Annotated in this window: 24 protein-coding genes and 3 pseudogenes; 14 read left to right on the top strand and 13 right to left on the bottom strand. The window is 59.7% G+C overall.

Annotation, left to right across the window (positions count from 1 at the left end; genetic code table 11):
• The first annotated feature begins 257 nt into the window (after positions 1-257).
• Entirely contained in the window at positions 258-2,177 is a 1,920-nt protein-coding gene (locus DM373_RS17000; RefSeq protein ID WP_110994674.1) for a methyl-accepting chemotaxis protein, read from the top strand.
• 79 nt (positions 2,178-2,256) lie between these two features.
• Here DM373_RS17000 and ggt read toward each other — a convergent pair whose 3' ends face one another.
• The 3 genes from ggt to mdaB form a co-directional block, all read right to left on the bottom strand.
• On the bottom strand, positions 2,257-3,924 hold the full coding sequence (gene ggt / locus DM373_RS16995) for a gamma-glutamyltransferase (protein WP_110994673.1): 1,668 nt from the start codon (positions 3,922-3,924) through the stop codon (positions 2,257-2,259).
• A gap of 109 nt (positions 3,925-4,033) precedes the next feature.
• Entirely contained in the window at positions 4,034-4,939 is a 906-nt protein-coding gene (locus tag DM373_RS16990) for a LysR family transcriptional regulator (protein ID WP_110994701.1), read from the bottom strand.
• Between the two features lie 137 nt (positions 4,940-5,076).
• Complete coding sequence (mdaB, locus tag DM373_RS16985; protein ID WP_110994672.1) at positions 5,077-5,667, bottom strand: NADPH:quinone oxidoreductase MdaB; 591 nt, start codon at positions 5,665-5,667, stop codon at positions 5,077-5,079.
• A gap of 177 nt (positions 5,668-5,844) precedes the next feature.
• Here mdaB and DM373_RS16980 point away from each other — a divergent pair, with 177 nt between their 5' ends.
• Complete coding sequence (locus tag DM373_RS16980) at positions 5,845-6,159, top strand: putative quinol monooxygenase (RefSeq protein ID WP_110994671.1); 315 nt, start codon at positions 5,845-5,847, stop codon at positions 6,157-6,159.
• Here DM373_RS16980 and DM373_RS16975 read toward each other — a convergent pair.
• The gene (locus DM373_RS16975) at positions 6,149-6,913 is read right to left on the bottom strand and encodes a sulfite exporter TauE/SafE family protein (protein WP_110994670.1); all 765 of its coding nucleotides are present in this window, start codon (positions 6,911-6,913) and stop codon (positions 6,149-6,151) included. The genes DM373_RS16980 and DM373_RS16975 overlap by 11 nt on opposite strands.
• A gap of 77 nt (positions 6,914-6,990) precedes the next feature.
• On the opposite strand from DM373_RS16975, the gene DM373_RS16970 reads away from it, so the two are divergent.
• Positions 6,991-7,875, top strand: coding sequence for a LysR substrate-binding domain-containing protein (locus DM373_RS16970; protein ID WP_110994669.1), 885 nt, complete (start codon positions 6,991-6,993; stop codon positions 7,873-7,875).
• A 40-nt stretch (positions 7,876-7,915) separates the two neighbouring features.
• Here DM373_RS16970 and DM373_RS16965 read toward each other — a convergent pair whose 3' ends face one another.
• Positions 7,916-8,326: a type II toxin-antitoxin system HicB family antitoxin gene (locus DM373_RS16965; protein ID WP_110994668.1), complete on the bottom strand. Its 411-nt coding sequence runs from the start codon at positions 8,324-8,326 to the stop codon at positions 7,916-7,918.
• A 311-nt stretch (positions 8,327-8,637) separates the two neighbouring features.
• Between DM373_RS16965 and DM373_RS16960 the strand changes: the two genes are divergently transcribed.
• Positions 8,638-9,243, top strand: a complete 606-nt coding sequence (locus tag DM373_RS16960) for a CDP-alcohol phosphatidyltransferase family protein (RefSeq protein ID WP_110994667.1) — start codon at positions 8,638-8,640, stop codon at positions 9,241-9,243.
• Between the two features lie 80 nt (positions 9,244-9,323).
• Here DM373_RS16960 and DM373_RS16955 read toward each other — a convergent pair whose 3' ends face one another.
• Entirely contained in the window at positions 9,324-9,797 is a 474-nt protein-coding gene (locus DM373_RS16955; RefSeq protein ID WP_110994666.1) for a DUF2059 domain-containing protein, read from the bottom strand.
• Between the two features lie 32 nt (positions 9,798-9,829).
• Complete coding sequence (locus tag DM373_RS16950; RefSeq protein ID WP_110994700.1) at positions 9,830-10,048, bottom strand: hypothetical protein; 219 nt, start codon at positions 10,046-10,048, stop codon at positions 9,830-9,832.
• A 265-nt stretch (positions 10,049-10,313) separates the two neighbouring features.
• Here DM373_RS16950 and DM373_RS29505 point away from each other — a divergent pair.
• The 7 genes and pseudogenes from DM373_RS29505 to DM373_RS16915 form a co-directional block, all read left to right on the top strand.
• Positions 10,314-10,397 (top strand): annotated as a pseudogene (locus tag DM373_RS29505) (CDP-alcohol phosphatidyltransferase family protein); the annotation flags it as partial.
• Between the two features lie 29 nt (positions 10,398-10,426).
• The gene (locus tag DM373_RS16940) at positions 10,427-12,181 is read left to right on the top strand and encodes a bifunctional alpha/beta hydrolase/class I SAM-dependent methyltransferase (protein WP_110994665.1); all 1,755 of its coding nucleotides are present in this window, start codon (positions 10,427-10,429) and stop codon (positions 12,179-12,181) included.
• Positions 12,181-13,563 (top strand): phosphatase PAP2/dual specificity phosphatase family protein, encoded by a 1,383-nt coding sequence (locus DM373_RS16935; RefSeq protein WP_110994664.1) that lies wholly within the window; start codon positions 12,181-12,183, stop codon positions 13,561-13,563. The genes DM373_RS16940 and DM373_RS16935 overlap by 1 nt, the downstream gene beginning before the upstream one ends.
• The gene (locus tag DM373_RS16930) at positions 13,560-13,979 is read left to right on the top strand and encodes a hypothetical protein (RefSeq protein WP_110994663.1); all 420 of its coding nucleotides are present in this window, start codon (positions 13,560-13,562) and stop codon (positions 13,977-13,979) included. The genes DM373_RS16935 and DM373_RS16930 overlap by 4 nt, the downstream gene beginning before the upstream one ends.
• Before the next feature lie 10 nt (positions 13,980-13,989).
• Positions 13,990-14,613 carry a lysophospholipid acyltransferase family protein gene (locus DM373_RS16925; protein ID WP_110994662.1) on the top strand — a complete coding sequence of 208 codons (624 nt, stop codon included), beginning with the start codon at positions 13,990-13,992 and terminating at the stop codon, positions 14,611-14,613.
• Position 14,614: 1 nt separating this feature from the next.
• Positions 14,615-15,547 (top strand): phosphatidate cytidylyltransferase, encoded by a 933-nt coding sequence (locus DM373_RS16920; protein WP_110994661.1) that lies wholly within the window; start codon positions 14,615-14,617, stop codon positions 15,545-15,547.
• A gap of 4 nt (positions 15,548-15,551) precedes the next feature.
• Positions 15,552-16,031, top strand: coding sequence for an HIT family protein (locus DM373_RS16915; RefSeq protein ID WP_110994660.1), 480 nt, complete (start codon positions 15,552-15,554; stop codon positions 16,029-16,031).
• A gap of 38 nt (positions 16,032-16,069) precedes the next feature.
• Here DM373_RS16915 and DM373_RS16910 read toward each other — a convergent pair whose 3' ends face one another.
• Positions 16,070-16,345 carry a metal/formaldehyde-sensitive transcriptional repressor gene (locus DM373_RS16910; RefSeq protein WP_110994659.1) on the bottom strand — a complete coding sequence of 92 codons (276 nt, stop codon included), beginning with the start codon at positions 16,343-16,345 and terminating at the stop codon, positions 16,070-16,072.
• Between the two features lie 69 nt (positions 16,346-16,414).
• Here DM373_RS16910 and dmeF point away from each other — a divergent pair, with 69 nt between their 5' ends.
• Positions 16,415-17,338, top strand: coding sequence for a CDF family Co(II)/Ni(II) efflux transporter DmeF (gene dmeF / locus DM373_RS16905; protein ID WP_110994658.1), 924 nt, complete (start codon positions 16,415-16,417; stop codon positions 17,336-17,338).
• 152 nt (positions 17,339-17,490) lie between these two features.
• Positions 17,491-17,694, top strand: a pseudogene (locus DM373_RS16900) (cupin domain-containing protein); the annotation flags it as partial.
• A gap of 139 nt (positions 17,695-17,833) precedes the next feature.
• On the opposite strand, the gene gmtX reads toward DM373_RS16900, so the two are convergent.
• A complete protein-coding gene (gene gmtX / locus DM373_RS16895; protein WP_059183340.1) occupies positions 17,834-18,466 on the bottom strand; it encodes a gamma-mobile-trio protein GmtX in 633 nt (210 codons plus the stop codon).
• Positions 18,456-22,100 carry a VPA1269 family protein gene (locus DM373_RS16890; protein WP_167409842.1) on the bottom strand — a complete coding sequence of 1,215 codons (3,645 nt, stop codon included), beginning with the start codon at positions 22,098-22,100 and terminating at the stop codon, positions 18,456-18,458. Before DM373_RS16890 ends, gmtX begins: the two co-directional genes overlap by 11 nt.
• Before the next feature lie 282 nt (positions 22,101-22,382).
• Here DM373_RS16890 and DM373_RS16885 point away from each other — a divergent pair, with 282 nt between their 5' ends.
• Positions 22,383-22,727 carry a cupin domain-containing protein gene (locus DM373_RS16885; protein ID WP_004577665.1) on the top strand — a complete coding sequence of 115 codons (345 nt, stop codon included), beginning with the start codon at positions 22,383-22,385 and terminating at the stop codon, positions 22,725-22,727.
• 272 nt (positions 22,728-22,999) lie between these two features.
• Here DM373_RS16885 and DM373_RS29245 read toward each other — a convergent pair.
• From DM373_RS29245 to DM373_RS16875, 3 genes and pseudogenes are all read right to left on the bottom strand, one after another.
• A pseudogene (locus DM373_RS29245) lies at positions 23,000-23,263 on the bottom strand (hypothetical protein).
• A 225-nt stretch (positions 23,264-23,488) separates the two neighbouring features.
• The gene (locus DM373_RS29435; protein ID WP_003253468.1) at positions 23,489-23,617 is read right to left on the bottom strand and encodes a hypothetical protein; all 129 of its coding nucleotides are present in this window, start codon (positions 23,615-23,617) and stop codon (positions 23,489-23,491) included.
• Between the two features lie 122 nt (positions 23,618-23,739).
• A complete protein-coding gene (locus DM373_RS16875; protein WP_059183342.1) occupies positions 23,740-25,437 on the bottom strand; it encodes a phosphoethanolamine transferase in 1,698 nt (565 codons plus the stop codon).
• Positions 25,438-25,540: the final 103 nt, after the last annotated feature.

Here is a 25,540-nt window from a genome sequence, read left to right as displayed (position 1 = left end):
TCCCACGCAGTCGACTGCAACAAGGTTTGGATTGGTGACCAACTTCTAGGGCGCAGTCCATTGCGTGGGAGCGGGCTTGCCCCGCGATCAGTTCGATAGAAAGCAAACGTTTTCAGGCAGTTACAAATCTGCTGAAAAAGCGTTTCAGCTTACCCCTGCCCTGCCGATAACCCCTGCACGAATCGGCAGGGCTCCCACAACAATAACGCCCAGCGATTGAGATCAAGTGAGCGAAATCATTTTCTGGGAGAGCGTGCATGAACAGCTGGTTCGCCAACATCAGCGTCAACCTCAAACTCGGCCTGGGCTTCGGCCTGGTGCTGGTACTGACCGGCCTGCTGGCCCTGACCGGCTGGAACAGCCTGGGCAGCCTGATCGACCGCAGCAACTGGATGGGCGACATCGGCCAGCTCAACAAAGACCTGACCGACCTGCGCATCGCCCGCCTGCAATACATGATCGCCAACGGCGACGACGCAGCGGCGGCCAACACCCAGGCCAAGCTGGACGCATTCAGCAAGCAGCAGGAATACCTGGCCAGCACCTTCAAGAGCCCCGAGAACGTCAAGCTGCTGCGCGAGCTGGGCCAGACCATCAGCGAGTACAAGGTCTCGCTGAACAAGATGCGCGCAGGCTACAAGGCCTCGCTGGCCGCCCGTGAAGTGATGACCGCCTCGGCCGTCAAGGCCGACGAAGCCATGGACACCCTGAGCCAGGATGTCATGGCACGCGCCGAGAGCGACAGCGTGCGCCTGGCCCAGTATCAGTTGATCAGCAAGGCACGCCAGCAACTGCTGCAGGTGCGCATCGACGTGCGTGGCTACATCGCCGACAACAGCGCCGCCAACGAGCAGGCCGCCCTGCGCCAGCTGGATGCCGCGCTGGCCGAGGCCAACAGCCTCAAGGGCCAGCTGCCCAACGAAGCGACGCGCCTTGGCCAGTTCGAGCAATCGGTGCTGAGCTACCGTGACGCCGTGCGCCAGTTCCGCGACGCCGTGGCCAGCATCGCCACCGCCCGCGCCGAAATGACCGTGCAGGGCGCCGACATCGTCAAGCGCAGCGACGCGCTGTACCAGATCCAGATTGAACGCCGCGACATCGAAAGCGCCCAGGCCCGCAGCATGCAAATCTCCGCCACGCTGCTGGCACTGCTGGTCGGCGTGCTGGCGGCAGTGATCATCACCCGTCAGATCACCCGCCCGCTGCGCGAAACCCTGCAGGCCGTGGAGCAGATCGCCGGCGGCGACCTCACCCAGAACCTGCGCGTAACCCGCCGCGACGAGCTCGGCGTGCTGCAACAGGGCATCGGCCGCATGGGCACCACCTTGCGTGAACTGATCACCGGTATCCGCGACGGCGTCACCCAGATCGCCAGCGCCGCCGAAGAGCTGTCGGCGGTGACCGAGCAGACCAGCGCCGGTGCCAACAGCCAGAAGGTCGAGACCGACCAGGTGGCCACCGCCATGCACGAAATGGCCGCCACCGTGCAGGAAGTGGCGCGCAATGCCGAACAAGCGGCCTTTGCCGCGACCAATGCCGACGGCGAAGCCCGCGGCGGCGACAAGGTGGTGGGTGAGGCGATCAGCCAGATCGAACGCCTGGCCCAGGAAGTCAAACGCTCCACCGACGCCATGACCCTGCTGCAGCAGGAAAGCCAGAAGATCGGCAGTGTGATGGATGTGATCAAGTCGGTGGCCGAGCAGACCAACCTGCTGGCCCTCAATGCCGCCATCGAAGCGGCCCGTGCCGGTGAAGCCGGGCGTGGCTTTGCGGTGGTCGCCGACGAAGTGCGCGGCCTGGCCCAGCGCACCCAGCAATCGACCGAAGAAATCGAAGGCCTGATCGCCAGCCTGCAGCACGGCACCCAGCAAGTCGCCGAAGCGATGAACGGCAGCCGCAGCCTGACCGACAGCAGTGTGGAGCTGGCGCGCAAGGCCGGTGGCTCGCTGGAGAACATCACCCGTACGGTGTCGAACATCCAGTCGATGAACCAGCAGATCGCCGCCGCCGCCGAGCAGCAGAGCGCCGTGGCCGAAGAGATCAGCCGCAGCATCCTGAATGTGCGTGATGTATCGGAGCAGACCGCAGCGGCCAGTGATGAAACCGCGGCCTCCAGCGTGGAGCTGGCGCGCCTGGGGGGTCACCTGCAGACACTGGTCAGCCAGTTCCGCGTCTGATCCACAAAAGCGTCGCGGGGCAAGCCCGCTCCCACAGGTCGTGGGAGCGGGCTTGCCCCGCGATCATTTCACCCCTGCCCTATTTGACGATCATCCCCACGCCCCGCCCACGCGGGTCGGAAGCAGTCTCCAGCTTCTCCCCGGTCACCCGGATCGCCTGGATATCGCCCATCTCCCAGCCCTGGTCTTCCAGCACATACCCCATCTTCTTCAGGTCATCGGCCACCTTGCCGGTGAGCGGCGCATAGCTGTCGAAGTAGATGGTGTCCTTGGGCAGCAACTGGTGATGCACCCGCTGCGCCGCCACCGATTTCTCCAGCGGCATGTGGTAGTCATACAGGTTGTTCATCACCTGGAAGATCGAGGTGAAGATCCGCGAACCGCCCGGCGTGCCCACCACCAGCACCACCTTGCCGTCACGGGTCACCAGGGTCGGGCTCATGGACGAGAGCATGCGCTTGCCCGGGGCGATGGCGTTGGCGTCACCGCCCACCACGCCGAAGGCGTTGGCCGCACCGGGCTTGGCGCTGAAGTCATCCATCTCGTCGTTGAGCAGGAAGCCTGCGCCCTTCACCACCACGCCGCTGCCGTAGTCGAGGTTGAGGGTGTAGGTGTTGCTCACCGCGTTGCCCTGCTTGTCGACGATGGAGAAGTGCGTGGTCTGGTGCGGCTCCAGGCCCGGCTTGACCTTGTCGGTCTCGGAGATCGCATTCGGGTTGACCTGCTCTGCGCGCTTGGCCAGGTAGTCCTTGGCGACTAGCTTGTCCACCGGCACCTGGGTGAAGGCGGGGTCACCCAGGTAGTCGGCGCGGTCGGCGAACACGCGCTTCTCGATTTCGGCCAGCAGGTGGATGTACTTGGCCGAGTTGTGCTCGACGCCCTTGAAGTCCGCCGCACGGTCTTCCTTGATGCCCAGCAGCTGGGCCAGGGCGACGCCGCCAGAACTCGGCGGCGGCGCGGTGTAGACCACGTTGCCGCGCCAGTCGATGGCCATCGGGTTGCGCCACAGCGCCTTGTAGTCCTTGAGGTCTTCCTTGGTGATCAGGCCCTTGTCGGCCTGCATCTGCGCCACCAGCAGGTCGGCGGTCTTGCCCTGGTAGAACTCGCTGACGCCCTTGTCGGCGATGCGTTCCAGGGTCTGCGCCAGCTCCGGCTGCTTGAACAGCTCACCCACCTTCATGCTGCCGAAGTAATCATTGAAGTTGGTGGCGGTCTTGAACAGGCCCTGGGCGTCGTCGCGGTACTGGTACTGCTTCTGGGCAATCTTGAAGCCGTTCTTCGCATAGCCGATCGCGGGGGTGAGCAGCTCGCTCCACTTGAGCTTGCCGAACTTCTGGTGCGCCTCCCATAGGCCCATCACCGTGCCCGGCACGCCGGCTGCACGCACGCCGACCAGGCTCAGGTTCTCGATCACCTCGCCCTTGTCATCCAGGTACATGGTCTTGGTGGCGGCCTTGGGGGCCACTTCGCGGTAGTCGAGGAAGTACGGTTTGCCGTCGACGAACAGGGTCATGAAACCACCGCCGCCGATGTTGCCGGCCTCGGGGTAGGTGACGGCGAGGGTGAAGGCGGTGGCGACGGCGGCGTCTACCGCGTTGCCGCCCTTCTTGAGGATATCGGCAGCCACCTGTGCGCCATATTGATCAGGCGCGGCCACCGCGCCGCCTTCCAGCGTCACGGCAAAAGCAGAGGAACAGCTCAGGATCGCGGCCCCGAGGGCCAATGGCTGGAACATGACAAGACGCATGGGCACTTCCTTGGTGTTGTTTTTGTTGATCAGTCATTAAGGCCGAAGCGCTCCGACTAAGCAAACACCGCAGGAAATTTCCGCCGCCGACGGGCAGCAGTTGTCGCATTCAGGCAACTGCGCAGGCGTACGCCGCCAGCTTGGCCTGGATGAAGTCAAGGAAGCACTGAATGCGCAGGGCCAGCTGGGTATTGCGGTAGTAGACCGCGTGGATCGGCTGGCGATAGCCGTTGTTGTGCTCCGCCAGCAGCACCTGCAAGCGGCCGGCGCGGATGTCTTCGTGGGTCATGAAGTGCGACAGGCTGACGATGCCTTCCCCGGCGATGGCCAACTGGCGCAGGGTCTCGCCGCTGGACGCGAGCAACTGCGGGCGGATCGCCCAGCGCTCGCCCTGGGCGTGGCGCAGCGGCCACTGGTTGAGCGACTCGGGGGCGCTGAAACCGAGCAGGCAATGCTCGGCGAGGTCCTCGACGTTCTGCGGGGTGCCGTGCCGGGCCAGGTACGCAGGGCTGGCGAGCACCTGTACCGGGCTGCAGCCCAGCGCCCGGGCATGCAGGCTGGAGTCGGCCAGCTCACCGATGCGGATAGCGACGTCGGTGCTCTGCTCCAGCAGGTCGATGATCAGGTCGTCGGTGTTCAGTTCAAGTTCGATACCGGGATACTGCTGACGGAACTCGCTGATCCAGGGCAGGATCGCGTGCAACATGAACGGCCCGGCAGCATTGATACGCAGGCGCCCGGAGGGGGTCTGGCGGTGCATCGTCAGGCGCTCTTCCATGTCGTCCATCTGCTCGAGGATCTGCCGCGAACGTTCGAGGAAGAAGCGCCCTTCTTCGGTCAGGTCCATGCGCCGGGTGGTGCGGTTGACCAGCGTGGTGCCCAGCTTGCCCTCCAGGCGCGACAAGGTGCGGCTGACCGCCGACGGGGTCTGGCCGATCTGCTCGGCAGCGGCGGAGATCGAGCCGCAATCGATGACGGCGACGAATACCTGGAGTTCTTCGGAGCGGGTTTTCACGCAGGTGGCCTTGGTGGGGGATCGCATTGATAGATAGCGTTTGGGCGGCAAGCGCGCAAGCCTGCATAACCATCGCGGGGCAAGCCCGCTCCCACGCAATCTTGTGGGAGTGGGCTTGCCCCGCGATCAGGCACCTATCACTCGGCCTTGCCGAACACCGCTTGCAGATGCTGCTCATACGCCGCCAGCGCCGCCGGCACATCCGGCCGCTTCATCACGTCCACCGCCAGGAAGGTCGGCAGCCCGGTCATGCCGAGGAACTGGTTGGCCTTGTGGAACGGGAAGTACACCGCGTCCACGCCCTTGCCTTCGAAAAAGTCTTCCGGGTCATCGAACGCCTGCTGGGGTGCGTTCCAGGTCAGCGACAGCATGTACTGCTTGCCGTGGATCAGCCCGCCGCTGCCGTACTTCTGCGAAGCGTCCGAGCGGGTACGGCCATCGCTGGCATACAGGCTGCCGTGGCCAGCGGTGAATACCTCGTCGAGGTACTGCTTCACGGTCCAGGGTGCGCCCATCCACCAGCCGGGCATCTGGTAGATGATCACATCGGCCCAAAGGAATTTTTCGACTTCTTCCTGGGCGTCGTAACCGCCGTCGATGAAGGTTTGCTTCAGGTCGAAACCGGCGCGGTCCAGGTGGGCCAGGGCGGCCTCGTGCAGGGTCTGGTTCAGGCGACCGTCGGAATGGGCGAATTGCTTGCCGCCGTTGAGCAGAAGAATATTTTTCATGGTGTGCCTCGAAGGGTCGGCATCGGCGACCGGGTCAATTGGATGGCGGCAGATTAGGCAGTCGCGGGCGGTGGATAAAGCCGGGGCACGGCAAAATACATTTGCCTGTAAATCATGAATTGGCAGCCAATTATTGCCTTAGAATCTGCTCACTTTCTCATCCACAGAGGCCTCACCATGAGCGAGCAGTTCGCTTTCATCCTCAAAGCCAAGACCCGCGCGGACATGTCCGATGCCTTCGAGCAGTTGTTCCGCCCCTACGTGGAACCGAGCCGCCAGGAGCCGGGCTGCATCGAGTACCACATGCTGCGCGACAAGGAAGACCCGAGCCTGTTCGTGTTCTTCGAGGTGTGGGCAGACAAAGCAGCACTGGACGTGCACTCGGCCCTGCCGCACATGGCTGAATTCTTTGAAAACCGCATGAAGTACCTGGAGCGCGACTTCGATCTGCAGATGATTGAAATGCTCAGCGCCTCCTCCGCTAACCGTTGACCAGCAGGTGCCCGCCGAGCAGCGCCAGGCCGATGAAGAAGCAGCGCTTGAACAGCGCGGCACTGATACGGCTGCTCAGCCAGGTACCGGCGAGCATGCCCAGCAACGCCGGGGCCAGCACCAGCAATGAGGCCCCCAGCGCCTGGCCGTCCAGTACCTCCTGGCCGGCCAGGCCGATGGCCAGCGCCAGGGTCGAGACGGTGAACGACAGGCCCAGGGCCTGGATCATCTCGTCGCGGCTCAGGCCGAGGCTTTGCAGGTAGGGCACGGCGGGTATCACGAACACCCCGGTGGCAGCCGTGACCACCCCCGTCACCAGCCCGCACAACGGGCCCAGCCAGCGCTCGTGATGCCGCGCCAGGCGCAGGCCCGGCCCGATCAGGCCATACAGCGCGTACACCACCAGCGCACCACCCAGGGCGTGGGCCGCCCAGGGGCCACTGTCGATGCCCAGCCAGCGACTGCCCAGCAAGGTGCCGACGAAGATCATCAGCAGCACCCCGCCCAAGCGCCGCATCAACGCCCGCAGATGCCCGCCTGCCGCCAGTTGCCACAGGTTGGTCAGCGTCGAGGGCACGATCAGCAGCGCCGCAGCCTGCGCCGGTGGCATAGCCAGCCCAAGCAGGCCCATGGCGATGGTCGGCAACCCCAGGCCGATGACCCCTTTGACCGCGCCGGCCAGCAGGAAAGTGAGCATCACCAGCAGCGTCAATGCCGGGCCGATGTTCTGGTAAAACGCGAGAAAGGTATTCATGGCGCCATCCTGACGTGGCCGCGCAGGCCTGAAAATTCGCCATATACTCAGCCAGACTTTTGCCAGGACAGAGGCTGATGCATTTCAACCTGACCGACCTTGCGCTGTTCCAGCACACCCTGGAGTGCGGCAACATCACCGCCGGCGCACGCCGTAGCCACCTGTCGCTGCCGGCCGCCAGCGCACGCATCCGCGCCATGGAAGCCTCGCTCGGCATCCCGTTGCTCGAACGCAATCGCCGTGGCGTGCAGCCGACACCCGCTGGCCAGGCCTTGCTGCAGCACGCACGGCTGATCGCCGCGCAGGTGGAGCGCTTGCAATACGACCTGGCCCAGTACGCCAAGGGCCAGCAGGGCCAGGTGCGCCTGCTGTGCAACACCGCGGCGCTGACCGAGTACCTGCCCGAGTTGCTGGCACAGTATCTGGTCGAGTACCCCGGGGTGAGCATCGACGTGCAGGAACAGCCGAGCCTGCGCATCGTCCAGGCCATTACCCAAGGCATGGCCGACCTGGGCATCGTCTCCACCGCTGCGCCCAGCGAGCACCTGCAGGCCCGAGCGTTTCGCGACGATCCGCTGGTGCTGGTGATGCCGGTGGGGCATGCACTGGCCGATGCAGCCACGCCCGATTTCGAGCAAAGCCTTGCATACGGGCATGTCGGCTTGGGCCCGAACAGCGCACTGGCCTTGCACCTTGAGGAACAGGCACTGCGGCTGGGGCGCAGGATGCTGGTGCGGGTACGCGCCGAGGGCTTCGATGGGGTGATCCGCATGGTGGCTGGCGGGGCGGGCGTGGGGGTGGTGCCATTGGCCTCGGTGCGGCGTTGGGAGGGGGTATTGCCCCTGCACTGGGTGGCGCTGCACGAGGCCTGGGCGAACCGGCGATTGCAGGTGTGCGCCCGGGATTTCGCCGCGCTGCCAGGCTATGCGGCGGCGCTGGTCGAGCATTTGCTGATGGCCTGATCTTCAGCGCGATCCCTGTAGGAGCGCGCCAACCCCGTGGCTAGCGGAAGGCGACCGCCAGCTCACGCAGCGCGGCCGAGGCGAGGAAGCCAGAGCGCGAGGCGTAACGATGATCGCGTTTCACCTTTTCGTCGATGCGCTGCAGCAGGTTCTCGGGCAACGTGGCATTGAAGCGCACCGCCTTGCCCAGGTACGGAGTGACATCAATGTCCACCAGGGCCCAGACGCCCCCGGCGTAGTCGGGGTTGGCCACATGCACATCCACCTCCTCGGCCTGCGGCAACGCCTCGCCGTCGGCCACCAGGCCTTCGAAATGCTGGGCCAGGGCTTCCTGCACATTCTCCAGCGCCTGGGAAACAGTGGCGCCAGCCGAGAAACAGCCAGGTACATCGGGCACGATCACGCCGTAGTCAGTGCCCTCATCCTTGTGCAGTACAACGGGAAATTTCATCGTCTGTCTCCAGTGATCCTGCGGGCCGCGAAGGGCCCCGCTCAACGCAAGCAGGCCTCATTTCAGGCCTGCCTGTCTCAATAGGCTGTATACGAAGGAACGCATTTGGGGCGAGGATTATGTGTAGCGCACACACCACCATAGGCTTCAACCACGCCAAATACACACCATGCACACCCTAGGCGACAAGCGGCACATTCCTGTTTTTTCGTAGGCCTGACGCACTTCACAGATGGGCGCTGTCAACTTGCCGCCACCCACGCGTCTTATTCACAATCGCCGCATCGCCGTACCACGACAGGGAATTCCACGTGCCATCGATCTACCAGCTCAAACCCCGCTTCCAGGCGCTGCTGCGCCCGACCGTCCAACGCCTGTTCGAACGTGGCGTCACCGCCAACCAGGTCACCGTCGCCGCTGGCGCAATCTCCGTGCTCATCGGCCTGCTGCTGGCCTGGCTGCCCCAGGTGGCGTGGCTGTTCATCCTGGTGCCGGTGTGGATGCTGCTGCGCATGGCACTGAATGCGGTCGACGGCATGCTCGCCCGGGAGTTCGGCCAGCAATCGAAGCTGGGCGCCTACCTCAACGAGCTGTGCGACGTGATCGCCGATGCCGCGCTGTACCTGCCTTTCGCCCTGCTGCCCGGCGTGTCGCCAGCATTGGTGGTGCTGGTGGTGCTGCTCGCGGTCATCAGCGAATACGCCGGGGTGATGGGCCCACTGGCCGGCGCGTCGCGGCGCTACGACGGGCCGATGGGCAAGAGCGACCGGGCCTTCGCTTTCGGCGTGCTGGGCACCGGGGTCGCCTTCGGGCTGCTGAGCGCAACCTGGATCAACGGCCTGCTGCTGGTCATCCTGCTGCTCTCGCTCTATACCCTGTACAACCGGGTTCGCCAGGGCCTGGCCGAATCTTGCTGAGTGCGCTGGAGCGAATTTCACTTACCTTCGCATCCATCAAAAAAAAGCCCGGTCTCCCGGGCTTTTCCTGCCTGCCTGGCTCACCCCTTGGCGCGATCCTTGAGATCATCCAAGGCGTCAACGATGCTATCGTCGCTATCAGCCATCGCTTCTTGCATGTCTTTCATCATGGTCTTCTGTATTTCGACAACTTTCAGCGCCAGTGCTCGCCCATCTTTGGAACCCAGGATAATCTGCATCGCTTGGTTGGGACGCTTCTGAGCCTGGATCATCAGTTCCAGCTCATCCTCGTCGAAATGATCGGCGTACACATCGATCATTGCCTGCTTCATATCCTGCTGCGATACGTTGTCACGTATCACACTGCGAACTTGCTCTTGCTCCAGCATCGGGTAGCGGGACGCATAGCCCGAGGTCGCCATCTCGACCAACAGCCCGTACTGCTGATCCGCACCGCTGATCTCGATCAGCTCCTTCGCTTTGTCCTCGCTCGAACCGCATGCGCTCAGCAATGCCGCGCAGCCGATGGCCACGAGCAACTTTCCGATCTTCATCGTTAACCTGTCCTTGGAATGCATTTAGTTGCTTATCGACGGCCGAAGGTGATGTACAAGACCACCGCGACCATGACGATACCCCCCAGCCACGCACCGAACGCCGGGAACATGGCTCCCGGCCATACAAGGCCACGGCCAAGGTTGTAGGCAAAACTAAAGTGCGAGTAGTAGCCAAACAACCAGGAATACAACGCGTAAACAAGGCCAATCAGTAGGTAACCGGAGATCAGCTTTCCTTTCAATGACATGAGTTTTCCCTTACTGCGTGAGTCGAGTTGTATTTTCGTTTCAAAAAGTATCATTGCTGTAATGGCAACTCAATATCACGCATGCCGACCTCGTCAATGACGTCGAAGACGTCAGCACAGGTTTCTCGCCTCCACTGTGACGCACCGCTCGTACAGGGCTTGCCGTGGATTGTCATGTTTCCTCACAATCCGCCCCTTGCCGTCTGACGAAAAAAGGACATTTCGAATGCCGTCGCGTGATCCGCCCCCCGTCTGTCTGCGCTGTAACAGTGGCCTGCTGGTCATCCTGCTGCTCTCGCTCTATACCCTGTACAACCGGGTTCGCCAGGGCCTGCCCGAAACCCGCTGAGCCTCCGCTGCCGGAAAAGGATATTCGCCATGCGCCAAGCGCAATCGCTGCATTTTTCCACCCATGACGGCGTCGAGCTGCACTACCGTCACTGGCCTGCCACGCGCAACGAACACCAGCCGCGCCGCGCCGTGGTGATGTTCCACCGCGGCCACGAGCACGGCGGGCGCCTGGCGCATCTGGCCGACGAGCTGGACCTGCCCGGCTATGACGTCTTCGCCTGGGACGCCCGTGGCCATGGCCAGTCGCCAGGCGCGCGCGGCGACAGCCCGAGCTTCGCCACCAGCGTGCGCGACGTGCAGACCTTCATCGAGCATATCCAGGCGCAACACGGCATCGCCGAGCCCGACCTGGTGGTGCTGGCGCAGAGCGTCGGTGCGGTGCTGATCGCCACCTGGGCCCATGACTACGCGCCCAAGGTGCGCTGCCTGGTGCTGGCCTCGCCAGCGTTCAAGGTCAAGCTCTACGTCCCCTTCGCCCGCCCCGGGCTGAAGCTGATGAAAGCCCTGCGCGGCAATTTCTTCGTCAACAGCTACGTCAAGCCGCGCCTGCTCACCCACGACCCGGAGCGGGTCATGTCCTACCTGGCCGACCCGCTGATCAGCCGGCCGATCTCGGTGACTATGCTGCTCGGCCTGTACGACGCCGCCGACCGCGTGGTGGCCGATGCCCAGGCGATCCAGGTGCCGACGCAACTGCTGGTATCGGGCTCGGACTTCGTGGTCGAACGCGCCCCGCAGGAACGTTTCTTCGAGCGCCTGGGCAGTGCGCGCAAAGAGATGCACATCCTGCCCGGTTTCTTTCACGACACCCTCGGCGAACGGGACCGTGCCCATGCCCTGGCGCGGATCAAGCGCTTCGTCGAGCATTGCTTCGATAACCCCGCCCCCGTGCCCTCGCTGCTCGATGCCGACAAGACCGGCGCCAGCTGCGCCGAGGCCGAAAGCCTGGCCGCACCGCTGCCGCGCAACTCGCCACGCGACCTGTACTGGCGCGCCACCCGCGCTGGCCTGCAACTGGGCAAGGGCCTTTCCGATGGCGTGAAGCTGGGCTTCGACACCGGGTTCGACTCAGGCTCGACCCTCGACTACGTCTACCGCAACCAGCCCACCGGCAAGGGCCGGCTGGGCGAGATGATCGACCAGAACTACCTCAACGCCATCGGCTGGCGCGGCATCCGTCAGCGCAAGCTCAACGTCGAGGAACTGCTGCGCCTGGCCATCGCCCAACTGCGTGAGCAACAGCGCCCGGTGCACATCGTCGATATCGCCGCCGGCCACGGCCGCTACATCCTCGAAGCGCTGCAAGGCTTGCAGCAGTTGCCCGACTCGATCCTGCTGCGCGACTACAGCGAGCTGAACGTGCAGCAAGGCAACGCGCTGATCAGCGAAAAGGGCCTGGGTGACATCGCCCGTTTCGTCCAGGGCGACGCCTTCGACCGCCAGAGCCTGGCCGGCCTCGACCCGCGCCCGACCCTTGCCGTGGTCTCGGGCCTGTATGAGCTGTTCCCCGGCAATGAGGCCGTGACCAACTCACTGGCGGGGCTGGCCGATGCCGTCGAAGAAGGCGGCTACCTGGTGTACACCGGCCAGCCCTGGCACCCGCAACTGGAGATGATCGCCCGGGCGCTGACCAGCCACCGTGGCGGCCAGGCCTGGGTGATGCGCCGGCGCAGCCAGGCGGAGATGGACCAGTTGGTGGCGGCGGCGGGTTTTCGCAAGATCACCCAGCGCATCGACGAGTGGGGCATTTTCAGTGTCAGCCTGGCGCAGCGGGTGCGTTGATGGCCCGTGAAGCAGGACTGATCCGACGTGGCGTGCTGTGGCTGTTGCTGCTCGGCCCGTTCTTCTTCCTCAGCTACGGCCTGGCCAACAGCTACACGGCAGGGCGCGAAGATGTCGGCAGCCTGGTGTTCGCCTGGGAACGGCACATGCCGTTATGGCCATGGACGATCATCCCGTACTGGTCGATCGACCTGTTGTACGGCTTGTCGTTCCTGTTGCCGCATACCCGGCGGGAGATGGACCGGCACGCCCTGGCGCTGCTGACCGCGCAACTGATCAGCGTCGGTTGCTTCCTGCTCTGGCCCTTGCGCTTCACCTTCGAGCGCCCGGAACTGTCGGGGCTGTTCGGCTGGCTGTTCGATGTGCTGATGGGCTTCGACAAGCCTTACAACCAGGCGCCGTCGCTGCATATCGCACTGCTGGTGATCATCTGGACGATGTTCGCCCGGCACACCCAGCAGCGTATGTGGCGTTGGCTGGTGCATGGCTGGATGGGGCTGATCGGGGTGTCGGTGCTGACCACCTGGCAGCATCACTTCATCGACCTGCCAACCGGCGCACTGGCCGGTTTGGTCTGCCTGTGGCTGTGGCCGCAGCAAGGCCCGCTGCCCTGGCAGCATGCCCAGCTGGCGCGCGACCCCAAGCGTTGGCGCCTGGCGTTGCGCTACGGGCTCGGCGCGATGCTGCTGGCCGTGCTGGCTTTCAAGCTCGGGCACGTCAGCTTGTGGCTGCTGTGGCCGGCGTTGTCGCTGCTGCTGGTGGCGCTGAACTATGGCCTGTTCGGTGCGGGCGGTTTCCAGAAAGGCGCGGATGGCCAGCTGTCGATTGCGGCGAGCGTGTTGCTGGCGCCCTATCTGCTGGCTGCGTGGGCCAACTCACGGTTGTGGACCCGGCGGCACCCGCAGGCGGATGAAGTGCTGGATGGGGTGTATCTGGGGCGGATGCCGGGGCACGGGGAGGCGTCGGCGTTTGCAGCGGTGGTCGACCTGTGTGCGGAGCTGGCCTGTACTGACGCCATCGCGGGGCAAGCCCGCTCCCACGCTCCATTGCCAAGCGCCGCTGGGACTTGCCCCACGATGGCCCTCGAACAGCCTGTGCAGTATTACCAAAGCCTGCCGAGCTTGGACCTGATCGCCCCGAGCCGGCAAACCCTGCAACAAGCCGCCGCCGCCATCGAACACCTGCGCCAGCATGGCCCGGTGCTGGTCTGCTGCGCCCTGGGCTATTCGCGCAGCGCCAGCGCGGTAGCTGCCTGGCTGATCGTCAGCGGCCGTTGCAGCGACGCCAGCCAGGCCGAAATGCTGATCCGCAAGGCACGCCCCAGGGTGGTCCTGCACAGCGCCCATCGCCATGCGTTGCAGCAATTGGAAACCCAGCCATGAACCTGCGCCTCGTCGCCAGCCTGCTCGCCCGCGGGCGCCAGCTGGAACGTCTGTCGGACGGCATAACCCTGCTGGCAATCGCCTGCAGCCTGGCGCCGCTGTTCGGCGTGGCGCTGGCTTCGCCGGCCCATGCACTGTGCGTGGCGCTGCTGGTCATCGGCCTGGCCCACAAGTACTGGGCGATACGTGTCGCCCTGGATGCCGAGCTGTTCACCCACCTGGCCGCCAGCAGCGACCTGCCCGCCGATACCCAGGCCCTGGACCGTGCCCTGCATGAACTACGCCTCAAACCCAGCGCCAGCGACAGCCGTCAATGGCCGGCACGCAGCCAGGCCGCCCTGGCCCTGCTGCGCCGCCAGGCCCTGTGCCTGGCCGTGCAAGTGCTGCTGGTACTGACCCTCCCCTTCACCGGATAAGACCGCCGCCATGCTCGCCAGCCTGACCGCCTTCGTCATCACCTCCGCCGCCCGCCTGATCACCGGCGCCCGCGCCCTGTGGCTGGGTTGCACGCCACAGCCGGTACAACGGCTGTACTTTGCCAACCACAGCAGCCACGGTGACTTCGTGCTGCTGTGGGCGGCACTGCCCGCCCCTCTGCGCCGCCACACCCGCCCCGTGGCGGGGGCCGACTACTGGTGCAAGCCCGGTATTCGCGACTTCCTCATCCGCCAGGTGTTCAACGCTGTGCTGATCGATCGCACGCGCACGCCGGCCGAGGGCAATCCGCTGCAACCGGTGCTCGACGCGTTCGCCCAGGGCGACTCGCTGATCTTCTTCCCGGAAGGCACGCGCAACCTCGGTGACGAACCGTTGTTGCCATTCAAGAGCGGCCTGTTCCACCTGGCCGCGGCCAACCCGCAGGTCGAGCTGGTGCCGGTGTGGATCGCCAACCTCAACCGGGTCATGCCCAAGGGCCGTGCCCTGCCGTTGCCGCTGCTGTGCACCTTGAGTTTCGGCGAGCCGCTGCACCTGCAGGCGGACGAAGGCAAGCACGCATTTCTCGAACGGGCCCGCGAGGCCCTGCTGAACCTGGCCCCGAAGGATGCCTGAGATGGATCACAACACCCTTTCGCTGTTCGCCGGCATCGGCGCCCTGTTGCTGCTGGCCAGCGCCATCGGGCGCCTGCTCAAGTGGCGCGCCGGCCCTGCCCCCCATGCGGTCATCGACAACCTCAACGCGCGCATCAATGCCTGGTGGGTGATGGTGCTGGTGATCGGCATCGCCTTCCTGTTCGGCAAGTACGGGGTGATCGTGCTGTTCTACGGCGTGTCGTTCTACGCCCTGCGCGAGTTCATGACCCTCACCCCGACCCGGCGCAGCGACTACCCGGCGCTGGTGGCGGCGTTCTACGTGGCGTTGCCGATGCAGTACCTGCTGATCGCCATGGACTGGTACGGGCTGTTCAGCATCTTCATCCCGGTGTACCTGTTCCTGCTGCTGCCGATCCTCGCCAGCTTCGGCGGCGACACCACGCGCTTTCTCGAGCGCGCCTCGAAGGTGCAATGGGGGCTGATGATCGCGGTGTACTGCGTATCGTCGGTGCCGGCGCTGATGACCCTCGATATCCCAGGCTTCGAAGGCCGCAACCTGCTGCTGATCGCCTGGCTGATCCTGGTGGTGCAGATCAGCGACGTGCTGCAGTACGTGTGCGGCAAGCTGTTCGGCAAACGCAAGGTGGCGCCCAACCTGTCGCCGTCGAAAACCGTCGAAGGCCTGGCCGGCGGCGTGGCGCTGGCCACCCTGGTGGGCGCGCTTTTGTGCTGGATCACCCCGTTCACCTTCTGGCAGGCGGCGCTGATGGCGCTGACCGTCAATGCCATGGGCTTCTTCGGCGGGCTAGTGATGTCGGCGATCAAGCGCGACCGCGGGGTGAAGGACTGGGGGCACATGATCGAAGGCCATGGCGGCATGCTCGACCGCATGGATTCGGTGTGTTTCGCAGCGCCGGTGTTCTTCCACTTCGTGCGCTACTGGTGGGCCTGAGTCGGTGCACATTCCCGGGGAATACATCGTCCACGAGAGCGAGCACTGGATCGTCAACCATCACCTGACGTCGCGCCTGCCCGGCTACCTGATGCTGGGCTCGCGGGCGCCGGTCGACAGCCTGGCCGACCTGCCCGACCAGGCGCTGGCGGACATGGGCCGGCTGATGGCCAGGCTGCAACGGGCCATGGAACAAGTGCTGGCGCCCAGGTGGTTGTACATCGGGCGCTTCGGGCATGTACCGGGTTGCCCGCTGCATTTTCACTTCATCCCGGTGTACGACTGGGTCGAGGCACTGTTCTGGGCTGATGAGCGCTACCGTGCGCTGCAACAGTTCGGCTCGCTGGAGCATGCCCTGTCGAAGACCGACGGGGCGGAACTGACGTTGTTCGTCTGGCGCGAGTTCGGCGAAAGCCCGACGCCACCCAAGGTACTGGGGAGGGGTATACCTGAGGTGATTGCCGCTGTGCGTGAGCGGTTGTAGCGCGTAACGCGAGACCAGCCCCGCGGTGTTGCCAAACGCTATTTCAGGTAGGAGCGCAACAGCGAAGCCACCTTGTCGGCCTCCTCCAGCCGCTCCTCGGCGCTCAGCCCTTCCGCCACCAGATGCTCGCGGATATGCCCTTCCATCATTTCGGCCATCAGCCCGTTCACTGCGCCGCGCACGGCGGCGATCTGCTGCAGGATCGCCAGGCAGTCCTTTTCCTGCTCCAGCGCGGTCTCCAGCGCGGCGGCCTGGCCTTTGATCTTGCGCACCCGGGTCAGCAGCTGCTTCTTGCTCTTGAGGGTATGTGCCATTCTGCTTCCATCACTACAGGTATACTGGGGTATAGTATATTTCACGCCTTTCCGGGAGCATGATAAACCATGACCACGCAAACCTCCGACCGCTGGCTGCACAGCCACCAGTTCCATACCAGCAACCTCGGTGCAGAGCGCAAGACACGGCTGGCAGTATGGCTGACTGCCGTGATGATGGTGGCGGAGATCGCCGGTGGCTGGTTCTTCAACTCCATGGCCCTGCTGGCCGACGGCTGGCACATGAGTTCCCATGCCCTCGCGCTCGGCCTGTCGCTGCTGGCCTACGCCGCTGCGCGGCGCTATGCGGGCGACCGTCGTTTTGCCTTCGGCACCTGGAAAATCGAGATTCTCGGCGGCTACTCCAGCGCCCTGTTGCTGCTTGGCGTGGCCGCACTGATGGCGTTCCAGTCGGTTGAACGGCTGCTGGCGCCAGGCGCCATCCATTACGACGAGGCGATCTTCATCGCCGTGATCGGCCTGGCGGTCAACCTGATCTGCGCCTGGTTACTGCGCGATGACCACACGCATCACCACGAGCATGCGCATGACCACGGCCATCACCACCACGACCTCAACCTGCGCTCGGCCTACCTGCATGTGATCGCCGACGCCGCCACTTCGGTTCTGGCGATCGTTGCCCTGGTGGCCGGCAAACTGTGGGGTGCCGGCTGGCTCGACCCGGTCATGGGCCTGGTCGGTGCACTGCTGGTGGCGCTATGGGCCAAAGGCCTGCTGCGCGATACTGGGCGGGTGCTGCTGGATGCCGAAATGGATGCGCCGGTGGTCGAAGAGATCCGCGAGGTGGTAGCGCAGTTGCCGGTGGCCGCCGCCATCACCGACCTGCATGTGTGGCGCGTCGGCAAGGACCAGTACGCCTGCATCGTCAGCCTGGCCACCGCCGGCGCACTGAGCGCCGACAGCGTGCGCCAGGCGCTTGAGGTGCATGAAGAGCTGGCACACATCACCGTCGAGGTGAATGCGCTGCGTTGAGCGTCGCTCAGGCCAGCGCCAGTGTGGTACACAGCCCCAGCCAGCAGGCCGGATAGCGCATCCAGACAGCCAGGCGTCGAGCACAGGCAACTGGCCGACGACGCCTGGCCCTATGGTGATGCGTTCTATCACTCATTGCCTGGAGCCACGCCATGTCCGATTTCATCACCGTCCTGCGCGAAACCTGCCCCACCCCGGTGGTCGACGCGACCAAGTGGAAGCGCATCGGCGGCGACCCGCACACCGTCAACCTCAACGCCTACCTGTCGGCCGACGGCAGCAAGATCATGGGCACCTGGATCTGCACCCCGGGCAAGTTCGAGGTCAACTACGAGAAGTGGGAGTTCTGCCACTTCCGTCCTTAGTGAAACCAAAAATATCCCAAAACCAACAAAAATACGTTATCGACTTGTTTTTCTTGATTTTTTTTTGGGAATAATTTTAGGATACCCCAGCATCCAGTTCCTAAATCGAAGCCACCGATAAGGCCCTTTGCTAACCTCCCCTCTCCAAGGTCAACACTTTCTCAATCGCATCTCTGAATCCCGGTTTTTGAATGATACGGCCCTTGGAGTCCGAGACCTCGCCACGAGGCCCGATTGTCTGTCCCATCTGACGCAGATTATCCTCATCGATTGCAAACCTCAGCGCCGATAATTCAACCTCCCTCAGCCGAAAGTATGTTTCAGGTGTTTTCCCTTCAACCGCACCTAAAAAAATGGGCGTCATGCCACTAGAAAGCTGTCGACGCATCTTTGATTTTAACGCCTTCAACTCCTTTACCAGCAAAGAAACATTTAACTTCAGCACCGGATCTTCGATACTCGAGACCCAAGATAATGCATCAGAGAATTGATGCGTTGGAGCTGGCATCGATGCTTGTTTCCAAGCATGGATTAGCAATCTGTAATGTTCCCCTGTAGGATTCACAATCGACTTTTCACTGGGTACTGCCAAGCCGCGAGCTTGTCCCATAGCCAGCAGAGCTCTGTATGAGAAGTCCTTTACCTCAAGGCTCGCAGCAATCTTACAAGCTTCGTTGATCGCCTCCAGACTTCGACGGCGTCGAGAGTCACTTGCTTCGGATGTCAACCTTTCAAATACCACTTCTGGAAGCTCACTCATCATTCTCGTCTCCATGCGCACCAGAGGTAAGCGATACGTAATTCGAAAAAATCGCCTTGATTTCGGATGTTATGGGAGTCAAACCGGCTTGATATTCATCAACATCCAATATCATTAACTTCCCTGAGATCAAATTATCGATTCTTTCCCAGGAATGCAGACGACTCATCAGCAACGAATTTAACTGATTGCATGCAGCAAGCTTTTGCGCATTTGTAAGCTTATACATTGCTGGCCGCAACCCGTTATTAGCTGCCATCCTGTCGATCATTTCTGAAATCAATGGCAAGGCACGAGATGGGTTCGCAGATCTGTAAATAGTTGCATTTTGACAGATTTCAGACAGCAGATGGTAGGTCGACTCTGAGGCCCTGAAGCTCATCTCCTTCAGGTCTTCCGAAACAACTAACTTAAGCTCTGCCTCACTATTTTCTGACTCAGTGTGATCGATTGCTTTTACGCAATCCATTACGTAGCGATTGACAGCCCCATAGTCACGTAACAACACTTCGAGTTTTGCTGCACTTTGTTGCTGTTGAGCGACTGAACGTTTACGGTCCAGCTCCCGATCAAATGGTAGATCTTTGATGCTCGCATCGTACCAGGCGCTTTCCAACTCATCCAGTTCAGCTGTATAAGCTTGATATCTACCGCTTTCATCATGAATTTCAAGAGCTATCTCATTCGCCAATGAAACCAATCCTCCTAAGAATGCTATCCCTGAAACAAAGAAACGACAACGAGGACAATTTTTCTGCCCTAGATACCCAGCTTCAACCGCGGCATATACATTCTCAATGAGATCACCACCTATATTGCAGGCGGCAGCCGACATCGGGCATATTCCCCAATCAAAAATTACGTTTGCAGATTTTGTCGATGACTTCTCGAAAAAAATCCTATTTCCGTCAGTTGCAATCAAATTCCTAGCTTGCGATTGCAAGCCATTGGCAAGCACGTCTCGCACCAAATTATCACAGGCGGTATATTCAGCACGCTTCTCGGCCTCTTGCATAGGCCTCCGCATTTGGTGTTCCTTAAGACTCACATAGTGAATGGTCATGACGAGCGCTGCATGCCCAACCAGCTTCGACACTATATGTATCGGCGCATCCCCGTCCGCTATATAGGCGGTGATGAGACTTACCCTCAAGCAGTGAGGAGTGTAGTCACTAAGATAACGAGGTCCGTACTGACTGTTTTTCCTGGCTAGATCTTCCCCACCCCGTTGAATGAGATAAAGTAGCTTAGGCAATGTGGTCTGGAAGGCCGTTGCCGTAGTAATAGGCTGACCCGTTTTATCTTGTCGAAAAAGAAAGCATTGGCTACCCCGAGATTTCAAAATCTCACTATTGATCTCTGCGTGTGTTTTTATCGAAGTCCATGGTGTGGGGTAATCAAGCGGTGAGTATTTTTCCTGCCAGTCCCTCAACACCAACAACCAATACGCCAAATCCTCTGGAATCCATTCGACTTCGTATCCTTGATCACGAGCACCAGTTTTATTAGTTGTGCAATAGAACTTTGGATATCCATTTATTCCTTTTTGAACTGCCGCCTGAGGTGTACTGCTCCTGGTGCCACGCAAAGCAAGATGCCCAGTATTCTTCCTCCACTCAATTGTACCAGTTTCCATGTCAACAACTCCGACCTCTCGGTCAGCCTCTCCGCTATCCAGCCACAGAATCTGTTGCCCCCGTAATGGAAACCTTAGCAAGGTATAAAGCGCTACAAACCGAACCGGAGACCATACCTGATACACAACTACTCTGCGCCGTTTCCCAGCAACAACCCGCTCAATTCGCTCAAGCTTTCGCCATACCGTATGAGGATCATCGACATCAATTTTCGATAATGGGACATCAAGCCAGTCTCCGCGGCTATCGAAGAACTCTTGGAGATGCTCTAACTGGCTTAGGGACACGCGTCGTGATAGAGACATCTCATAATCAGGAACGAGGTAGTTTCTAGCTCTCAAAATATACTCGTAACCAAGCGAGGGTTTATTCGTCTGACCTAGTTTAGAATAGCCTAACCCTTTGGCGAATCCGGCGAGGATGCTAGAAAACGGATTTCTGAAGTCGTTTAGCACGACGCTCTCATCCCCATCGACATCTGTACATTCTTCGTCGAGAACCCACTGAAAAAATGTCGAAATTGACGTGTGTACCTGCTGCTTCAGGGACTCTGCCTGAGACTCAATCAATGATATATACAGCGCAGCATTAAACTTATTAGCCCTTAATAATAAAAATTTTGGATCATCAGGTAAATTTAATTCGTGAAAGTATCCGTTTATCAGCACCCTCAACGCCATGCGACGTATTGCATAATTTGTTTGAAACCTCAAATGTTTCTCATATACATCACACAAGCATGGGTAGCTATCTGAATAATCAGGAGCTATTTCCAGCGAAAGAAAGTCTTGTATACTGATCCAGCCTTTGTGCTTGAAGGCTCGATAGGGAGCACTCGGCAGCCTAGGATCCTGCTTATATCCGTCTCTATACTCGGCATATGACTTAAAACCAAATTTTTCGGCAGCTTTTTTTGCTTCTTCATATGTTTTGTAATTCCTGTCGCGCTCAACCCCAAGGAAATTTGGCCATCCTGACCATGGAAGAAAGTGACTCTTAGGGTCGCACGGCAGACGAGGATCCAGTTTATATTTAGCTCTATAGTCAGACGCACTTATAATCCCCAACCGCTGAGCAGCGGCGCTAGCCTCGGCCAAATCACTATAAAAAAGCGGTTTAAAGAAACGAAACAAAAACTTCCAACTGACCCAGCCTTTAGAAGCGTACTCCGACCAAGGCGCACAGGGTAATTTTTCGTCTTCCTTACGCCTAACCAAATACTCATCTTTACTCGTAATGCCCAATTTATGCACCGCCTGCTCCATCTCTGAATAGGTGGGATAAAATTTAGATTTCTGCCTATCAAAAAAATCATACCAATTAGTCCAGCCGCGGCCAGAATAAGCCTTTTCAGGGCTAGATGGGAGCCTGGGATCTTCGTAGTATCTTTTCCGATAATCCGGAACACTCACAATCCCCAGCTTTTTTGTCGCTTGCTTAGCCTCTTCATAGCTCGCGTATATAGCAACCAGCTCATCTGAAAGGAACGGCCCCCACCCTTTCCAACCTGTTTTCGCGTAGACTTCATTTGGATTACTCCTCAGTTTTTTATCGGCTAAGTAACGGTTTTTATATTCTTTCGCGGTGTGTACACCTAGCTTTCTCGCTGCGCTTTTTGCTTCTTCATAGGTTGGATAAGCTTTCTCATAATCCTCTTGGAAGAAATGCCTCCAAGATTTGCATTCATCGTAAAACCGTACGGGATCGGAAGGCAGACGTGAGTCTTCCTTATAACGAGCCACGTATTCTAGCTGAGTTGAAATACCTAGAAACCTTGCTGCAATCTGTGCTTGCGACAACGATTCGTATAAGTCTGGCTTTGCCTTGCTCAGAAACACATACCAACAATCCCATCCTTTTCCCGCAAAGAAAATTGGGGGATTTGATGGTAATCCCGCATGCTCTTTGTATCGACTCCTATATTGACCGGCAGTGCATATATTAAGCGCGGCAATTATCTGGCGAGCTTCATCATAGCTACAATAAGATTCTTCTGGCATTTTTATTCTCATGCAATTTAGTTTATTGCAGCGACGCATGTATAGCGTAGTTCAATACATCACCACCTTCCACCGCCACCCTCAGATCGTTTTTGAATGGCCGGATAGAAACATCGACCATTTGAGCTGATAATCAGATATAAAAAACACTAACGCTCACCTTCATATGGAGTTAGCCTAGACAGAAATTCGCAAACGGGCATATTAGTGTCGGGTACAGACATCTCTCTTCTGACATACTTTGTGATGCTACAAAACATCATCACCACACGAACACATTCTATGAAAGACCTAATCGTTGTACTGCGCGACACCTCCCCTTTACCAGTTCTTGACGCATGCACCTGGGAACGGCTGTCGGGCGAGCCTCACACTGTCAATCTGAACTCGTACACCTCGGAAGATGGGTCGAAGATTATGGGTACATGGATATGCACGCCCGGTAAATGGCGCGTGGCCTATACCAAATGGGAGTACTGCGACTTCCAAGAAGGTTATTGCGTGATTACCCCCGATGGTAAGCAGCCAATTCACCTCAAAGCAGGCGACAAATTTATTATAGAGCCTGGCTTTTCCGGAACTTGGGAAGTAGTAGAGACCGTACGCAAATATTTCGTATTCTCTTAAATGTCAAATGGCAGCGCCGCGCCATCGCGTCGGCGCATGACCATGATCGCGGATTTGAAGGAGGTACAGACATCACGCCTTCGAATTCTGCCAAGCGGGACATAGATGCGGAAGACTTTGTGCGGTGCAACCTCACGACTGGCTCAGTGTTGAGTGAAGATGGCCCGGGAGGAACTGGGCGATCTGCTGGAGCTGACTCAAGCCTGAGGAGGCCTGCTGTAAACCACTTTTTTCACTGTAAACCACAGTGGCTTACAGTGAAAAAAAGTGGTTTACAACGTAGCTACGACACGCGCTCTGGCGACTCCCCAGGCCAACGCGCTCGTCATTGATTCGTTCGGCCGGGTGTCGAACGCTTCCTCATAAAGCGCGGTTCCCGACGGCGCGTACACACCGATAAACAGCTGCGTTGCGGCTTTCCGCGAAAGCTTTACCTGCACGTCGAGATAAAATCCGTCATTCAGGATCTCTTCGTGGGTCCGGTGATGAAGCGTAGGATCTGCCCAGCTTCAATAAACATCTCCGCGCAAACGCATGCAGCCCCCTGCAATCGATGGATAGCGATGGATTCCAAGCTAGCCAAAGCGAGGCGGTAATCAAGCCGATCTAAGCTTTTTGTGAGTCGCGCCCGACAAGTGACCACCTTGTAGTGACTTAAAACAACCCCAACCGATCACGCAAAGCAGAAGACTCACGACTACAGTCAGGAAGGTTTGCACGCAGCCTAAACAAAAAAGCAGCTCCCGAGAGCTGCTTTTCTCTTACTCCCCCTTTTTGTGCTTGTGAGGTTTCAGGTCCGGATGGTCCTTCTGCTTCTCAGGGGTGACTCGCTGCCTTTTGTCCGGAGTGCCATCTTCATTGGTGCGCTTAGGGCCTGGCTTGATGCTCATGCAAAACTTCCTTTTCCGCTTGGGTTGTTGGATGCAGCTATGTAATTAGTCCAGCTTCTCTCAGCTGTCAAAGCAGGCTTGTGCAGAGCCGCCTGGCCGATGATCCGGGCCATATCGAACATTTAAAGGCCTGAATAAGAGCCTCCGGCCAAGGGCTTGCAAGGGGCTGTGAAATCCAGCGCTGAGCGATACGAGGACGTCTGGACGTTCATCATGCCGAGCACGGTGTGGAACAGGTTGTCGTGGCTCAGCGGTGACGTGGTTTGAGCTTTCAAACAACCCACGTTGACCTTTTCGCTCTTCGCGAGCGAGTCAGACATCCAAAGTACCAACGGCACCTTTGTTTGCTCGTCAGGAGCCATCGCGTAAGGCAGCCCGTGCAGATAGAGCCCACCCTCCCCCAGCGATTCGCCGTGGTCCGAAACGTACATTAGCGCAGTGTCGAACTTGGTGTTGGCCGCCAGGATATCGATGAGATTTGCAGTCACATAATCGGTGTAGAGGATTGAGTTGTCGTAGGCATTGACCACCTCCTCCTGCTTACATTTGTCGAGCTCGTTGGTCTCGCACACCGGTGCGAATTTCTTGAATTGCGAGGGGTAGCGCTTGTAGTAGGCCGGGCCGTGACTGCCTTTGTAGTGGAGCACCAGGACAGCATCGCCTTCCTGGCGCTTGATGAAGTCTTGCATCTCCGTGAGCAGCACCCCGTCCTTACACTCCTCGCTGGTGCACAGTTGGGAATCCGCGTGAGAGGCAGCCTTGTGGTTGGGAATCCTGTCGCAGACCCCTTTGCACCCCGAGTTGTTGTCAGTCCACATGACACTGATGCCAGCGCGTTGAAGCACGTCGAGCAGCCCTTCTCGGCTCTTGGCCAAGCCATCTTTGTACTGGGCCTTACCCACGTCCAGGAACATGCATGGCAGCGAGACCGCGGTGGCGGTACCGCAGGAGCTCACGTTCGTGAAGCTAATGACATTTCGCTTTTCTAGTTCCGGATTCGTTTCACGGGAGTAGCCGTTGAGGGAGAAGTTGGCGGAGCGAGCGGTCTCTCCTACTGCCAGTACCAGCAGCCTGGGTTTACGAGCCGCACCCTGTCGATTAACTACCGCATCAGTACCAATGGCCGTCAGCGTTTTAGGTGAGGCCAGCTGACGCTTCAGGTACCCATGGCCAGCCGCAAACAAGTTGGTAGGTACCAGAATCAGCCGGATCTCCCGATTGTTGCGCAGCAAGGAGGCATACGACTGGTACTGACTCAACGCGATGCCAGATAAGGTCAACAGAGCGAGCGACAGAGCAATGAACCTGCTGACCAAAGCTTTGGCCCAAGGCTTACGCCGGAGGGGAACCCGGGCAATCAGGTAGACGGGCAACACCCCAACCATTGCGACCCAAAGACCGAGCTTCCAATTCAGCAGCTCGGTTGCCTCAGCGACGTCGGTCTCCACAACGTTGGTGAACATTGTGTAATCGACCACGATGCCGTAGGCATTCATGAAGTAACTCGCGAAAGACGCGCTGATCAGTACCAGACACAGCAAGGGTTTGGCCAGCCGCCCCCATGACAGCAAGCTCAGAACGGTAAACACCCATGCGAATACTATGACTGGGAGGCTAGCAGCTAGCAGCCAGTTCACTTCATCGGTTTTGAATACCAGCGTCCAGAGCACGTTCCAGAGCTCAGCGTTCGCGAATAGCAGCAACCAAAAAGTCACCAGGCCGATTAGCAAATTAGTACTGATGCCTTTCTGCCGCGCATTGCGAATAGCAAAGATCCATTTGCTTAACAGGGTGTGAACAATGGATTTGGAAGGTGTCATTATCAAACTCTGGAAGCTGCTTATCCATGGCGGTAGCTATGGAGTTAGCGGGAGCTACAAGGCAAGCCGTCGACAGATGCTGAGCGATTGCGCAATGTGCGGA

Origin of the sequence: Pseudomonas sichuanensis, assembly GCF_003231305.1 — a bacterium.
Taxonomy (GTDB): Bacteria; Pseudomonadota; Gammaproteobacteria; order Pseudomonadales; family Pseudomonadaceae; genus Aquipseudomonas; species Aquipseudomonas sichuanensis.
The sequence above is the reverse complement of the archived record's forward strand: the minus strand, read 5'-3'. Positions and strand labels throughout refer to the sequence as shown.